The organism is Gemmatimonadota bacterium (assembly GCA_016209965.1).
In the GTDB taxonomy this organism is placed as follows: Bacteria; Gemmatimonadota; Gemmatimonadetes; order Longimicrobiales; family RSA9; genus JACQVE01.
Map to the genome: position 1 here is coordinate 1 of JACQVE010000001.1, position 14,319 is coordinate 14,319.

14 protein-coding genes are annotated in these 14,319 nt (G+C 67.0%); all 14 read right to left on the reverse strand.

What is annotated here, in order from left to right:
* On the reverse strand, nucleotides 1-1,493 hold a 1,493-nt coding region (locus HY703_00005), incomplete at its 3' end, for a bi-domain-containing oxidoreductase (GenBank protein MBI4543561.1).
* Nucleotides 1,490-2,773: a hypothetical protein gene (locus HY703_00010; GenBank protein ID MBI4543562.1), complete on the reverse strand. Its 1,284-nt coding sequence runs from the start codon at nucleotides 2,771-2,773 to the stop codon at nucleotides 1,490-1,492. The genes HY703_00005 and HY703_00010, both read right to left, overlap by 4 nt.
* A complete protein-coding gene (locus tag HY703_00015) occupies nucleotides 2,764-3,474 on the reverse strand; it encodes a WecB/TagA/CpsF family glycosyltransferase (GenBank protein MBI4543563.1) in 711 nt (236 codons plus the stop codon). The genes HY703_00010 and HY703_00015 overlap by 10 nt, the downstream gene beginning before the upstream one ends.
* Before the next feature lie 109 nt (nucleotides 3,475-3,583).
* Nucleotides 3,584-4,201 carry a sugar transferase gene (locus tag HY703_00020; protein MBI4543564.1) on the reverse strand — a complete coding sequence of 206 codons (618 nt, stop codon included), beginning with the start codon at nucleotides 4,199-4,201 and terminating at the stop codon, nucleotides 3,584-3,586.
* 256 nt (nucleotides 4,202-4,457) lie between these two features.
* A complete protein-coding gene (locus HY703_00025) occupies nucleotides 4,458-5,087 on the reverse strand; it encodes an SIS domain-containing protein (GenBank protein MBI4543565.1) in 630 nt (209 codons plus the stop codon).
* Nucleotides 5,084-5,692 (reverse strand): HAD family hydrolase, encoded by a 609-nt coding sequence (locus HY703_00030; GenBank protein MBI4543566.1) that lies wholly within the window; start codon nucleotides 5,690-5,692, stop codon nucleotides 5,084-5,086. Before HY703_00030 ends, HY703_00025 begins: the two co-directional genes overlap by 4 nt.
* Nucleotides 5,670-6,713 carry a Gfo/Idh/MocA family oxidoreductase gene (locus tag HY703_00035; GenBank protein ID MBI4543567.1) on the reverse strand — a complete coding sequence of 348 codons (1,044 nt, stop codon included), beginning with the start codon at nucleotides 6,711-6,713 and terminating at the stop codon, nucleotides 5,670-5,672. The genes HY703_00030 and HY703_00035 overlap by 23 nt, the downstream gene beginning before the upstream one ends.
* Nucleotides 6,714-6,715: 2 nt before the next feature.
* Nucleotides 6,716-7,618 (reverse strand): SDR family oxidoreductase, encoded by a 903-nt coding sequence (locus HY703_00040; GenBank protein MBI4543568.1) that lies wholly within the window; start codon nucleotides 7,616-7,618, stop codon nucleotides 6,716-6,718.
* Nucleotides 7,619-7,625: 7 nt separating this feature from the next.
* Nucleotides 7,626-8,663, reverse strand: coding sequence for a galactokinase (locus HY703_00045; protein MBI4543569.1), 1,038 nt, complete (start codon nucleotides 8,661-8,663; stop codon nucleotides 7,626-7,628).
* Complete coding sequence (locus HY703_00050; protein MBI4543570.1) at nucleotides 8,660-9,397, reverse strand: nucleotidyltransferase family protein; 738 nt, start codon at nucleotides 9,395-9,397, stop codon at nucleotides 8,660-8,662. Before HY703_00050 ends, HY703_00045 begins: the two co-directional genes overlap by 4 nt.
* On the reverse strand, nucleotides 9,394-10,311 hold the full coding sequence (locus HY703_00055) for an NAD-dependent epimerase/dehydratase family protein (GenBank protein MBI4543571.1): 918 nt from the start codon (nucleotides 10,309-10,311) through the stop codon (nucleotides 9,394-9,396). Before HY703_00055 ends, HY703_00050 begins: the two co-directional genes overlap by 4 nt.
* Before the next feature lie 47 nt (nucleotides 10,312-10,358).
* Nucleotides 10,359-11,075 (reverse strand): transaldolase, encoded by a 717-nt coding sequence (locus tag HY703_00060; protein MBI4543572.1) that lies wholly within the window; start codon nucleotides 11,073-11,075, stop codon nucleotides 10,359-10,361.
* Nucleotides 11,076-11,101: 26 nt separating this feature from the next.
* Nucleotides 11,102-11,683 (reverse strand): UpxY family transcription antiterminator, encoded by a 582-nt coding sequence (locus tag HY703_00065; GenBank protein MBI4543573.1) that lies wholly within the window; start codon nucleotides 11,681-11,683, stop codon nucleotides 11,102-11,104.
* Between the two features lie 91 nt (nucleotides 11,684-11,774).
* Entirely contained in the window at nucleotides 11,775-14,267 is a 2,493-nt protein-coding gene (locus HY703_00070; GenBank protein ID MBI4543574.1) for an SLBB domain-containing protein, read from the reverse strand.
* Between the last annotated feature and the right edge of the window lie 52 nt (nucleotides 14,268-14,319).

A 14,319-nucleotide genomic window follows, 5' to 3' on the forward strand; every position in this document is an offset into this window, starting at 1 on the left:
CGCAGGGACTCTTCGTCCAGCGCCAGCGGCTTCTCGACAAAGACGGGCTTGCCCGCCCGCAGCGCTTGCGCGGCCAGCCGGGCATGGTCCTGGTGACGGGTGGCGATCACGACGGCGTCAATCTCCGGGTCCGCGAGAAGCTGCTCGGCCGAGGAGGCTAAGTAGCGGAACCCGTGCGTCTCGCCCGCGGACCGCGCGCTGACGCCGCCCGCCGTTGCCACGCCCTGGGGCTCCGCTCCCAGGCGACGAAGCAGGGGGAGCAGCGTCGCGGTCGCGTAGCCGCCGGCGCCTATCAACCCGAGCCGAACTCGTCCGGAGCGGAGCGGGCGCCGCATCCCGCGTTCCAGAGGGATGCGCGGCGCTTCCAGCCGGCGCTCCTCCGGGTACTCGAGCACCACGCCCAGCGCCCCTGCAGATCGCTGGCCCAGTAGCTCATAGGCCTGCGGCGCATCGGCGAAGGCAAAGCGATGAGTGATCAACGGGCCGACCACGACGTCGCCCGAGGACAGCAGCCGGAGGAACTCGGCTAGATTGCGGCGCTCCGTCCAGCGCACGTAGCCGGCGGGATAGTCCTGTCCCTTCTCCTCGTAGCTCCGGTCATAGCGTCCAGGGCCGTAGGAGCGGGAGAGGCGGAGCTCCAGTTCCTTTTCGTAGTACAGAGCGCGCGGGACGGTCATCCCCACAGCGCCCACCACTACCACGCGCCCTCGATCCCGCGCCAGCCTGGCGGCGAGTCGCATCGGATCATCACTCTGGGTGGCCGCGGTAATGATGACGGCATCCACTCCCAGCCCACCAGTAAAGGCCTCGACCTTGGCCACGACCTGATCCTCCCGCACCATTCCCAGGGCGCCAGAACGCTCGACGAGCGCCACGCGGTCCGGGTCCATGTCGATCCCCACACTGCGCACGCCCGCCGCCGTCAGGACTTGGACGGTCAACTGACCCAGCAGCCCCAGCCCGATGACGGCTACGCTCTCGCCCAGTCGAACCCCGGCCTGATGAACGCCGTGCAGCGAGATCGCTCCCAACGTGGCAAAAGCCGCGGCCTCCAGGGGCACGTCAGGCGGGACTCCAACGGCAAGATTACGCGGCACCCAGACGCGCTCCGCATGACTGGCGTACCCCGCGCCGGCACAGGCGACGAGGTCGCCCACGCGAAAATCCGGCACCTCCTCCGCCACCTCCTCGACCACGCCCGAGAGGCTGTAGCCCAGAGGTGATAGGCCCGTCAGCCGGCTGCGCACTTTGCGGTACGTGCTGGCGATGCCTTCGCGGCCCACCGTTTCGAGCACCTGGCGCACCTGGTCCGGTCGGTCCAATGCCTTGCGGATCAGAGACTTGCGGCCGAACTCCAGCTTCATGCGCTCGGTGCCGGCGCTGATCACCGAATAGCGCGTGCGCACCACAATCCCGCCCGGCCGGAGCAGGGGCGCGGGCACATCCAGCACCTTCAGGGACCCCGAGCGAACGTCCTGCAGTAACTGCTTCACGGACGGGGCCCCGTCGGGCACTCGGTCGCCACCTGATCGCCGGGTGCGGGCGCCTCGAGATCCACCATTTCGGCGAGCGCCCGGAGCATCCAGGCCTGGGTCCAACGCATGTAGACGAGCCGGTTACGAAAGAGGCGGTGCTTCTTGTAATAGAAGAACCCACGCGAGTCCCGCATCACGCTGAGGCTCCAATCCGCCAGGTGCATGGCCTGAGCCATGGCATCCGGCAGGTACGGCCGGAGCTGCAGCAGGGCCAGGACGGCGTGCGCCACGGCGTGGAGGTCGATGGGGAAAGCGCGGCCCGGGCGGCAGCCTACCGCCGGTGGCCGGAAGAAGGCGCGACGCCAGTAGCGGATGCCACCTTCCAGCGCCTCCTCGAACTCGTGCGTCCCCAGGTGGGCACCGATCTGGTAGAGGGCGACCAGGGCATAGCCGGTGTGAAAGCTGTCCACCCACGAATCCCGGCGCGCTACGCCGTAGGGAAAAGACCCGTCGCCCTTCTGCGCCCTGACCGTGAACCGCGCCGCCGCCATGGCTTCCGCGGCAAGCTCGCCGTCCCCCAGCCTCGCGCCCAGGCGAGCGAGCAGCGAAGCGGCCAGCAGATTCGCGTTGTGCACCGCGCGCTCGTCCAGGGGCGTGTAGCTGAAGCAAAACGTGGCCTCCGGACCGGGCAACCGCTTCAGCGCCAGTCGCAGGAAGTTCCCCGCGTCCCTGGCCAGCTCGAAGGCCCGGGGCAGCGCGAGTCGCTCGTAGGCGTCGAGCAGCGCGTGCCCGGCAAACGCGGTCACCACGCTCGAAGGCGTGCCGGCTGGCACGAAAAAATCGCGATTCGCCCAGGGGAACGGGTACCCCCACCCGGCCCCCGGATAGCCTGGCGTCGAGCGGGCTGCCAGCCAGTCCGCCAGCCGGTCCGCGCTGTCTCGAAACGCCGCCTCACCGGTCGCCCGCGCCAGGCGCAGGTGCGCCGCCAGCACCAGGCTGACCGCCTTGGGGTTCAGCGAGCGAGGCACGCCCAGCAGCGGCCGGATCTGCAGGGGGCAGTGCTTGCCGAGCTGGGTCCAGGCAACGGCAAGCCAGCGATTGCGGAAGGCGAAGAAGCGGACGACGCGGCTGCTCAGGAGATCGTGGGGGTCGTAGCCGGCGTATTCCCGCTCACGCATCCAGCCATCCAGCTCGAGGGCCGCCGTCAGCCACCGACGTGTGGCGGGCGCCGCCGCCGGGGAGTGCGTCCGGGGCACAACGGCCGCGGCGCCCCGCTCGACCGGCGTCGTCAGTTGCACCTTTCTCCGGCGTCGCCCCCCCGAACCCGATCCCGCAGCACCGACCAGATGAACCACGTGTTGGTAACCAGATAGCGCTTCCAGAGGCGCGTCGGCTCTTGCGCCAGGCGGTATAGCCATTCCAGGCCATGGCCCCGCGCCCATCCGGGAGCCTCCCTCCTGAAGCCCGCCAGAACGTCGAAGCTTCCGCCCACACCCAGGCTGACCAGCGGGCCCGAGTCCGGACTGAGGGCCGAGATGAAATACTCCTGGCGCGGACTGCCCATGGCGACAAAGAGGATCTCGGGCCGCGTCCTGCGCAGCTCGGCCAGCACCCGGCGCTCGATGTCCGAATCCACGTACCCGTGATGATAGCCCACCACGCGAATTCCCGGCCGCTCGCGCCTGAGCCGGTGCACCAGCGCTTCCACAACCTGGGGCCGAGCCCCCAGGAAATAGCACCCCCAGCCGGCACGGTCCGACTCCTCGAGCAGCCTGACCATGAGCGTGATGCCGCCCACATGATGCAGGTCCGACCGGCCCAGCACGCGTCCCCCCCAGACCATCGCCCATTCTGGTACGACCAGCTCCACCTCTTCCAGGCTCCTCCGCAGCAGGGGATCATGCGCCGCCTGCCAGGCCTTGTTCGCGTTAGTCACCAGGATACGGCAGCGGCTGCGGCCGCGGATGGCCCGCTGCACCACCTCGAGCGCTCCTTCCATACTGACCGCATGTGCGGGCGCGCCGGCCACACGATACCGCCGGGGAGCTAAAGCGGTCGAGTTGGAAAAAGACTCCGCAATCAGCGGAACGGCGGCCGCGGCCCGGCTCTCAGTACGCGCCCTGGCCACGAATAACGGCAGGAATCGTGAGCAGCAAAACCTTGAAATCCAGCCAGAGGTTCCATTCCGAAATATACTTCAGGTCGAGCGCGACCCACTCGTCGAAGTCCGCGATCTCGGAGCGTCCGTTGATTTGCCAGAGGCAGGTAATACCCGGACGAACCGACAGCTTCCCCCATTGCCAGGGCTGAAACGAGGCAAACTCTTCCGCTGAAGGCGGACGCGGACCGACCAGGCTCATATCCCCGTTGAGTACACTCCACAACTGTGGCAACTCGTCCAGACTGAACTTCCGCAGCCAGCGACCCAGCGGCGTGATGCGTGGATCGTTGCGCATCTTGAAGACCGGCCCACGCATCTCGTTATGCTGCAGAATCTGAGGCTTCAGCTCGTCAGCGTTGTGCACCATGGTGCGGAACTTGTACCCCACAAAGGGCCGAGCCCGCTGCCCCAGCACCTTCCAGCGGTAGAACACCGGGCCGCGCGAGGTCCCCACCACGAGCAAGGCGATGGCGACCAGCACAGGCGCGAGCAGGATCAGCCCCAGCAGGGAAAGCAGGATGTCCAGCCCGCGCTTGAGTCGCTGCTGGGTTCGCCAGCGCCACACCCTGGCCCGCGGCGGCAGTGCGCTCGCCCACTCGAACTCGGCCTGGACGCGCAGCACCCGCTCGGGTACAGGGAACGGAGGCGCCTCAGCGCGCGCCCGCGTCCCCCCAGATTCAGGCTCGGCCAACGCCCTTTCCTCCGCAGCGGCTTGTCACAAAGCGCATAATATAATCAGCAAAAAACCCACCGACCAGCCTTGCTGCCGACGGTGGGCACGGGCGGCGAAGGGCTTTCCAGCAAGCCCACCGGCCGGCAGACTACTCACGCGGTTCCGCCGGCGTGGCCTCGCGCCCTTCCACCGTTTCCCATTTCATGGCGTAGCGCTTCAACCTGGGGTGGGACACGAGCAAGTGCCAGATAACAGCCTGCATCCCCTCAGTGTGGGGGGTCACGCCGTCGCTGCTGGAGGTCGGCACCACAACGCAGTGATCGGCGACGCGGGCGGTGAAGCCGCCATCCCGGCCCACAATGCCGAACACCCGAGCCCCGACTTGTTTGGCGAAGGTGAGCGCTTTGACAATGTTGGGGCTGACGTTCCGCTCGAGGCTGCCGCCGCCCACGGAGAACACGAACACCGCGTCCGCGGGCCGCAGCCGACTGCCGCGCAGGTACCCCACGAAGGAGCTGTCCCAGCCGTCGTCGTTGATACGGGCCGTCAATTCGGCCACATTGTCCGTGGGCGCGTAGCACTCGAGGCCCGCGACCTTGCGGAAATCGTTGGCCGCGTGGGAGGCGTGCCCGGCGCCTCCGCCGACGCCCAGGAAGAAGAGACGTCCGCCTTCTTCCCGCACCTGCACCAGCCCATCCACCATACTTTCCAGCGCCCGTATGTCCAGACGTTGCAGTATCCTTCCGACCTCCTCCAGGTACTGGTCGACGTAGCTCATGCCAGCCCGGCACGCTGGATGATGAGGCGGGCGGCCTCGCCCAGGTCGCGGACCTCGTGATCGGCCTGCGTACCCTGGTTGTAGGCGCGGCGAAGCAGCACGGTGCGGCAGCCCGCGGCTCGCCCCGCGGCCACGTCCTTCCAGCTGTCACCCACAACGTAGGACCGCTCGAGATCGATCTTCCAGCGCGCCGCCACGCTCAGGATCATGCCCGGCTCAGGCTTTCGGCAGTAACAGCCGTCGCCGTCATCGTGCGGGCAATTCTCGATCGCATCGACCGGGATAATTGCCTGGAGCAGTGCGCCCATGGCGGACAGGCAGTCGGGTGTGAGAAGGCCCCGCGCCACATCCGGCTGGTTCGAGACCACGAAGGTCCGGAAACCTGCGCTGCGCAGCCGGCAGATGGCGTCCGCCGCATCCTCGTGCAGCCGGAATTCATCGAGAGAGCGGGGAGAGTTGGGCCGGCCGTCCCGGAACACGACCTGGTTGATGACGCCATCGCGATCCAGGAATACGGCCGGGGCGGCCGGGGCCATGCCCTCGCCGTTGCGGCTCCCCACCAGCGGCCGAGCGCCGGGCAGCTCAGGATCCAACAGGGGCGGCATTCAACTCGATGACCTGGCCAGTCGACGCCGAGCGGTACAGCGCGTCCACCATGCGCATCGCCTCGAGGGCCTCGCCGATCCAATCGCTCCTCGCGCTCCCCTGCTCGACTGCCCGGACGAAGTCCGCCCACTCTGCTTGCCAGGAGACGTCGGGACCGGCAAACGTCTGCTCAGCACAGTCAGGGAGCCCGCCCTGGGCACGGCGGCGCAGATGAATCAAGCGCTCGACGCCGTAGCTGCCACCCAGCCCCTCCACGTAGATGGCACCGGCACGGCCGTGCACCTCGAAGGCAAAGAGGTTCTTCCACTGCGTCATGCTGACGTGCAACTGGGCGACGACGCCGTTGTCAAAGCGGAGCATGCCGAAGGCGTTGTCTTCCAGCGGCGCGATCGGCCAGTCCGCGGTCTGGAGAAAGCCCACGGCCTGGCAGGCGGGTCCGCAGAACCAGCGCAGCAGGTCAGTGAGGTGCACGCCCTGGTCGATCAGCTCGCCGCCGCCTGCCAGCAGCGGGTCGGCGCGCCACTCGTTCTCGTAGCCCGGCCGTCCTCCATGGCCGTAGCGGGCCCTGATATTGATGACCGGGCCAATGGCGCCCTCCTTCACCAGCTCGTAGGCGCGCGCGAGAGCCGGGTGGTAGCGATGGTTGAAACCGACCTTCAGGACGCGACCTGCCGCCAGAGCGGCCGAAGCCAGCGCCTCTGCCTCGGCCAGGTTGCGGCTCATGGGTTTCTCCAGCAGCACGTGCTTTCCCCGCTCGAGCGCGCAGGTTGCTATCTGCGCCAGGAAAGCGTTGGGCGTGGCGATGACGACTGCACCCAGATCCGGCTGCTCGAGGAGCACCCTCCAGTCGGTGGCAATCCCTATAGCTCCAACCTTGCTGGCCACCTCTTCAGCGCGGGCGCGCTCAGTGTCCGCGACGAGGGTGACTCGCGTGCCCGGATGTGCGGCGGCCGTCTCTGCACGGCGGCGCCCGATAAGCCCGCAGCCGATGATGCCGACGCTCAGTGGTTTCGGCCCCACGCCTACTGCCAATCCCGGCCGCGGTCTCGCGGCACGATGCGGCGCAGCGTGAACAGGTCGCTGCCCGCGAGCTCCTCGAGGCGAGAAGGCCATTCCCACCATCGGTCCCATGGCGCCGAGACGAGTTTGCCGTTGATGCCGCGCGCCTGCTCTGAAACCAGGAAGACGGCCGCCCGCGCGCTCAGCTCGACCGGGACGCCCCCCTCTTCCAGTTGCTCCCGGGTGTAGCGCAGGTAGTCGGCACCTGCCCGCTCCCCTGCGGCCAGCGTTTCGTCGTGCAGGCGAGTCGCCACGAAACCGGGCGCCAGGCAGTTCACGGCGACACCATCCGGCTCCAGCTCGAGCGCCAGGCACTCGGCGAGGCGGACGACCGCGACTTTGCTGGCAGCGTAAGCGGTGTAGCGCGGGAACGGCCCACTCGCCCCGCCGCCGGAAAAGAGCACGATCCGCCCGCCGCCATCCGCCCGCATCGCGCGGGCTGCCGCCCGCGCGACCAGAAAGGTGCCCAACAGGTTGACCCGCACGGCTTCCCACCACGCCTCCGGCTCCAGCTCGAGCGCCGGGCCGATAGGGCCCAGCACGGCCGCGGCGTGAATGCAGCCGTCCACCTTCCCCAGGCGCTCGACCGCTGCGCCGAAGAGTCTCTCGACGGCGTCGGGCCGGCTGACATCGGCGCTCAGCGTGTGAAGCTCCGCCCCTTCCCGCTCCTCACGCAGGCGCTCAGCGGCGCGCTCGAGCGCCGCCGCGGCGCGCGCCGCGATGAGCAGGCGAGCCCCCTGAGCAAGAGCTTCGGCGGCACAGGCCAGGCCGATTCCTCTGCTCCCACCCGTGACGACGATCGCCTTCCCCTGCAGCTCCGTTCCCACGCCGCCCCGCGCATCCCATTGGTCTCCGCGCCTGAGCACCGCCCGCTCAGGGATCCACAAACGCAGACTGTAAGCGCATGGCCGGCGCTTCCGCCAGGTTGGCCACCACCTTCGAGCCGCCGTGGTCCACACGGTAGTGCAGCCGGGGCATTCCCTGAGCCGTCATGAACCGCTCCAACTGCTTGTGGTTCTTGGGACAGTACAGCATGACGAACCCGCCGCCTCCCGCACCGACGATCTTGCCGCCCAGCACGCCGAACTCTCGCCTCACGTGCTCATAAATATGATCGACTTTCGAGACCGAGATCTTGTTGGACATCCGCTTCTTGTGGCACCAGTGCTCGTGCAGCAGGGCACCCCAGGCATCGAAGTCCTCATCCTCGATCGTTTCCAGGATGCGGTACCCGATCTCCTTGATCTGATGAAGCGAGTCGTGCACGCCGTTGGGCTGCGGCGACTGCAGCGCCAGGTGCTGGTCCCGCAGGATTTCCGTGGCATCGCGCCGCAGCCCCGTGTAGTAGAGGTGCGTGTTGGCAACAAACGCCTCGATCGACCCGCTGGGCAGATCGACAGAGCGTACCTTGACCTCTCCTCCCCACCCGATCTCGAGCACGGTAAGCCCGCCGTAGACCGCCATATACTGGTCCTGCTTCCCGATCCCTTTCCGCAGAATATTCATCTCGATATCGCAGGCTTCCTCCGCCAGGGTCTGCAGCGGTACGAATTCGCGGCGGTAGTGGTGCAGCGCCGTGAGCAAGCCGACGAGATAGGAGCTGGATGAGCCCAGTCCCGTTCCGTCAGGCAGATCGGCCATGGACGAGATCTCGATCTTGTCCTCGATGCCGTGATACTTCAGCGCTTCCCGTGCCAGCTCGTGCTGGAGCTGCGAGACGTGATCCACGATCTCGCTGCGACTGTAATGCAGCCGAATCTTGTTGTCCACGATGGGCGGGTTCACCATGATATACATGTATTTGTCAATGCCCATAGCGAAAATGAACCCGCCATGCTCTGTATAGTACGAGGGCAAGTCTGTGCCCCCGCCGCCCAGCGTGACGCGAAACGGAGTGCGCGTGATGATCACGATAGACTCACCTCCCCGGATTCGATCAGCCGTTGCGCCACTGCGAACCGCTCGGGTGTATCCACACCCAGGCAGAATCCCTCATCTTCCATCACATGGCCATAGAGGCATCCCGTAGGTGCCAGCCTGGGGAACACGTCCCTGCCAAAATCCTGAAAGCCGCTCGCCACCCGTTCGGCCAGCTCCTTCTCCAGCAGGTAGGCGCCGGCGTTGACCAGCTCGCCTGCCCCGGACCGGCCCGCGCCACCCTCTTCGAAACCGCAGATGCGGCCGCTCTCGGCCAACTCCGCGCGACCACCGGCAATCCCCGTGTTCCGGTGGCGCTGCGGGTCGAAAAGCGCGACACTGGCCAGAGCCGCATGCGACCGGTGCGCGCTCAGGAAGCGACGCAAATCAAAGCGCAGCAGATTGTCGCCATAGACCACCAGGCTCGTGCCTCGCCAGTGATCCGACAGGTGCTTCCAGCCTCCCGCGGTACCCAGGATGGAGTCCTCGAGGGAATAGCGAATACGCATGCCCCAGCGCTCACCGTAGCCGAGAGCGTCGCGGATGGCGTGCGCACGGTAGTGCAGATTGATCCAAACGGAGCGGATGCCGTGGGCGGCGAGCCATTGCAGGTTCCAGTCCAGCAGAGACCTGCCCCCCAACTGAAGCAGCGGCTTGGGCAGGTCGCCGGCCAGCGGGGCGATGCGCGTGCTCCTGCCCGCGGCCAGGAGCAGGGCTGCGAGCCTCATGGTGCCGGCGCCGCAAGCCGGGACTCCGCGCCCAGAACATTTTCCCGAATGTAGGCGATAGAACGTTGCAGCCCTTCACTCAGCTCGACGGCGGGGCTCCAACCCAGCGCGCGAGCGGCGCTGATGTCGGCTCTGGTCTCGAACGCCTCGCCGGGCAGGTCCGGTGCATGATTCGGCTCGATATCGCTGCCCAGTTGCGTGCGCACAGCATCAAAGACTTCGCGCACCGAATAGCTGCGGCCGCTTCCCAGGTTGAAGGTGCGGCCATCCGTCCGCGGGTCGAGCAGACATTGCAGGTGGAAACGGTTGACGTCGTCGATGTAGACGAAGTCCCTGCGTTTCTCGCCTGTGCCGTAGATGGTGGGTTGCCGGCCCTGAAGCAGGTGAAGGATGAACGCGCTCATGACCGGCGGGATAGTACGCCGGTAGTCCTGGCGCGGACCATAGACGCAGAAGTAGCGGAGCGCTGTGAGATTCAGGCCGTGATGGCGTGCGTAACCGGCCGCGAAGTCCCGAACGCCGAGCTTGCTGAGCGCGTAGAAGCTCTGGGGCGCTATGTCGCCTTCCGCTGTGGGAAACTGGTGGATGCCTTCATAAAGCGCCGAAGTTTCGGCGTAAATCACCTTGGCGACCCGGGCCCGGTGAGCCGCCTGGAAAACGTTGACCGAGCCCTGCACATTGACGCTGCTGGTTTCGACGGGGTCGGCCTGACAGTCGGCGATGCAGTTCCTGGCGGCCAGGTGGAAGACGGCGCTGACATCGCTGCACAGCGGATAGATCTCCGTCGAGCGAATGTCCAGCTCGTAGAACTCCACCTCATCCGGCACCTGCTCGATCACGCCCTGTGACAGGTCATCCAGCCCGATCACGCGGTAGCCCTCGCCGAGGAGCTGCTCGGCCAGGTTGCTGCCCATGAAGCCTGCTACGCCCGTGATCAGGATGGGGCGGGCGTTTGCGCCGCTCAGACGCCGTACCCCGCGCGGAGCGCGTCGTCGTGGAACATCTGGACCGTTTCCCGGGAGAACTCCTCGAGGTCTTTATCGCGGAGGTCCAGCTTGGCGAGGAGGTCAGGGGTCATGGTGATGATGTGGCACCCGCATTCCTCGGCTTGAAAGGCGTTCAGCACTTCGCGAGGGCTGGCCCAGAGCACAGAGAGGCGGCCCCGCCGGGCCTCACAAATGGCCACGGCTTCACGGATGACTGGCACCGGGTCGCGGCCGGTATCAGCGATCCGGCCGGCGAACACGGAAGCAATGGCTGCCGCTTCGGGACTCACCGCCTCGGACACGGCGCCGACCTGATCCAGTGTCATGACGGCCGTGACGTTCAGCTTCAAGCCCTCTTGCGACAGCTCGCGGATCAGCGGAATGCACGATTCGCCACGGGTGTTGCAAATAGGGATCTTCACGAAGATGTTGCCGCCCCAGCTCGCGATAGTGCGGGCCTGGCGTGCCATCTCCGGCAGCTCGTCGGCGAAGACCTCGAAGGAAACCGGCAAATCCGGAATAGCCTGCAGTACCTGGTGAGCGAAAGCCTGGTAGTCCGGTACGCACGCCTTGGCCATGAGCGTCGGATTGGTGGTGAAGCCGTCCACCGCCTGCTGCCGGTACGCCGCGATCATGGCCGACAGGTCCGCGCAGTCCAGGTGGATCGCGATGTTGAGCCCGTGTCCGGACATAGAAGCCATGGGTGGCGTCGCTCGGCTCAAGGCGAGCCAGGCAGCGGCTTCAGGAAGCGTGTGTCTATGTCGATCTCCAATCCCTGGCGGATCGCGCGGATTCCGATCAGTACTCGCTTGCGGCCGCGGCGCTCGATGACAATGCCCTCCACCCCCTGGAACGGCCCGTCAGTGACCCGTACCCCCTGGCCTTCCTTCACAAACGGGCGCGGTTCCGGCTCGATCCCCGTGGCGGCTACTGCGTCCACAAAGAGGCGCACGTTCTCGATGTCGCGGTCGGATATCGGGGTGGGGTAGCCGTTGGCACGCACCACTGTGCTCACGCCCGGCGTCGTGATTACGGGATAAAGATCCTGCAGAGTGAAACGGCCGAACACGTAGCTGGGGAAGAGCGGCCATGGCACGACTTTCTTGCGATCCTTCCACTGTCGCAGGCGGGGGATCAGGGGCAGGTAGCTCTCGAGGCCGCGTTCCCGGAGCAGCCGCTCCACCTGCTTCTCGTGCCGCCCCCGCGTATAACAAGCGTACCAGTGCCGATCGGTATACAGCTCCGGCGGCGGGCTCCGCTCCTCTTCCGTCAGGATTTGACTCAGCACTGATCTCAACATGCTTACCTGCCGGTGGACACACGTTGGCCCTGTCAGTTACAGGGCGTTTCTGACGCAGCCCGGGCGTAACTCTCGGCTTTTACTGCAGGTGCTACTTGTTGATCTGATCGAAGGCGATGAGCAGTGCTGCCGTGGTGCTCACAATGGACAGGGTGCGCGTCAGGAACTGGTCCAGCTCGAAGCCCCGCCGCTCGGCGGCCGGCTTCTCGGGCACGAACACCGTGCTCCCCGGCTCGATGGCCGGCCCCCGCCTCGCAAAGAGCAGCTTCTTCACCACCGCCCGCTCCCCGCTGGCGTAGGTCACCGCCACCCGCCCCTTGTCCGCTCCCTCCGCGTAGCCACCCGAGCGCTCCACGTAATAGTCCAGTCCCTTCCCCGGCGTGTAAAACACCCGGCTCTCGAACTGCACCTTCCCCTTCACCACCACCGTGCCGTCGTAGCGCGGCACGTGCAGACTGTCCCCCGCCTCCAAAAGCACGTTGTGCCGGCTCGCCTCTTCCCCCAGCGCCCGCTCCAGGTCCACTGCCACCAGTTGACTGTCGCGCACCAGCCGGAAACCCGGCGCATACGCCTCCCGCGTCAGCCCCCCAGCTCGCCGCAGCAGATCCGCCACCCGCTCCCCTCGCGTCCCCAGCACATACGAACCCGCCAGCGCCACCTCCCCGCTCACCGTCACCACCCGCGGCCGCTCGTATCCCGGCGCCTTGCGCACAAACACCCGGTCCCCTCGCTCCAGCACAAACTCCCCCACACTCGGCCGCCACTCCGGAACCCCGTCCTTCCCTCCCCCACGCCCCTTCTCCACACTCTCCACCCCCGCTCCCACATACTCCCGCTCCAGCTCCACCCGGTACACCCGCGCCGTGGTGTCCGTCCGCTCCTCCAACTCCGGCCGCCTCGCCACCTCCGCCACCGCCGTGTACGCCCCCTCCGCAAAACCTCCCGCCGCCAAAATCACATCCTTCACCGTCATCCCCTCCACCCACTCGTACGCCCCCGGATCCTTCACAAACCCACTCACCGTCACCAGCCCCACCTGCCTCAGCCGCTCCCGGCTGAATACCACCACCGAGTCCTGATCCCAAAGCCCCACATCCTCACTCTCCACCAGCGCCGTCCGCAACAGCCGCCGCTCCACTCCCCCAACCTCCCACCGGTACACGTGCGCCCGCGCCCGATACGCTCCCTCCCCAAGACCCCCGGCCCGCTCCAGCAGCCCCCACAACGTCGAGCCCTCCTCCCACTCGTACTCCCCTGGTCGCCTGACCTCACCAGTCACCACCACCCGCCTGCGCCTCCCCTCCCCAACCCCGAACACCCGCACCACATCCCCGTCCCTCAGCTCCATCCCCTCCCCGATCCGCCCGTCCAACACCACCCGCCACAATCCCGGCCGCCTCTCCCCCGGCGCCAGAATCCGATCCACCTGCACCCGCTCCACCACCGCCTCCGCCTTCACACCCCCGGCATACCTCAGCAGCTCCTCCAGCCCCTCCCCACCCCTCAACTCGTAGATCCCCGCTCGCCTCACCGCTCCCACCACCTCCACCCGCCTACCCACCACCGGCACAAACACCACATCCCCATGCTCCAGCCTCACATCCCCACCACTCGCTCCCGTCAGCAAATAGTCGTACAGGTCCACCTCCCCCACCACCTTGCCCCCGCGCCTCACTACCACTCCCCGAAAACTCCCCTCCTTCGTCGGACCCCCAGCCTGGTACAACGCCGTCAGCACCGTAGCACCCCCGCCCACCACGTACGCCGACGGCCTCACCACCTCCCCCACCACGTACACCTGGTTCAGCCGCAGCCGCCCCAGCCCTACCTCCACCCGCGCCCTCCCCTCCCGCACCGCCGAATACACCCGCCCCAATCGCTCCCGCAGCACTCCCCCCAACCCCTCCAGCGTCTGCCCACTCACAAATACACTCCCCACCGCCGGCAGCACCACCGTCCCCTCCCGCCCCACTACCACACTCTGCTGCGCCTCCACCTCCCCACTCACCACCACCACCACCTCGTCCCCAGGGCCTACCCGGTACCCCGCATCCACCGGCCCCAAAACCAAAGGCTGAAACTGCGTCGTCGCCCGCCGAAACAACATCCGCCCAAACACCTTCCGGTCCACCGTGTCCGCCGCTAAACTGTCCGCCACCAGACTGTCCACCACCCCAAAAAACGTCGTGTCCTCCCCCAACCCCTCCCGCACCACCACCCCCAGCCGCCTCAGCAGCCTCTCCAGCTCCCCACCCACCCCGCCCCGCGGCGCCTCGCCTCCTCGCTCCAATACATCAAAATAGGCGTCCAGCAGCCCAGAATCGTATCCCAAGGCCGCTAAACGCCCCCGCACCTGCTCCCGGCTCAGCCCCGACTGCCTAAGCCCCTCGATAATCTCTACATGCGTTACCCCAGATGGGCCGCCCCGCCCCTCCACCACCCGTCGAAGGGAATCCTGCAGCGCCGCCCGCCGAACCGCCGCCCCTACACTGTCCCGCGGCTCCTGGCTATACCATGCTTCCGCCGCCCACACGAAAAACCCCACCACCAGCCCCGCGGCCCTTCTCCATCGCTCCATCCTCAACTGCCACTCCTCTAACAAAAAATCGCGATCCCTTCCACTCCCGTTCAGTTCC

What these genes read in the sequence shown, in the direction of transcription:
- HY703_00015 (MBI4543563.1), bottom strand. Translation starts at nt 3,474, where the DNA reads ATGGAAGGAGCGCTCGAGGTGGTGCAGCGGGCCATCCGCGGCCGCAGC.
- HY703_00025 (MBI4543565.1), bottom strand. Translation starts at nt 5,087, where the DNA reads ATGAGCTACGTCGACCAGTACCTGGAGGAGGTCGGAAGGATACTGCAA.
- HY703_00030 (MBI4543566.1), bottom strand. Translation starts at nt 5,692, where the DNA reads ATGCCGCCCCTGTTGGATCCTGAGCTGCCCGGCGCTCGGCCGCTGGTG.
- HY703_00050 (MBI4543570.1), bottom strand. Translation starts at nt 9,397, where the DNA reads ATGAGGCTCGCAGCCCTGCTCCTGGCCGCGGGCAGGAGCACGCGCATC.
- HY703_00055 (MBI4543571.1), bottom strand. Translation starts at nt 10,311, where the DNA reads ATGGGCAGCAACCTGGCCGAGCAGCTCCTCGGCGAGGGCTACCGCGTG.
- HY703_00060 (MBI4543572.1), bottom strand. Translation starts at nt 11,075, where the DNA reads ATGTCCGGACACGGGCTCAACATCGCGATCCACCTGGACTGCGCGGAC.
- HY703_00065 (MBI4543573.1), bottom strand. Translation starts at nt 11,683, where the DNA reads ATGTTGAGATCAGTGCTGAGTCAAATCCTGACGGAAGAGGAGCGGAGC.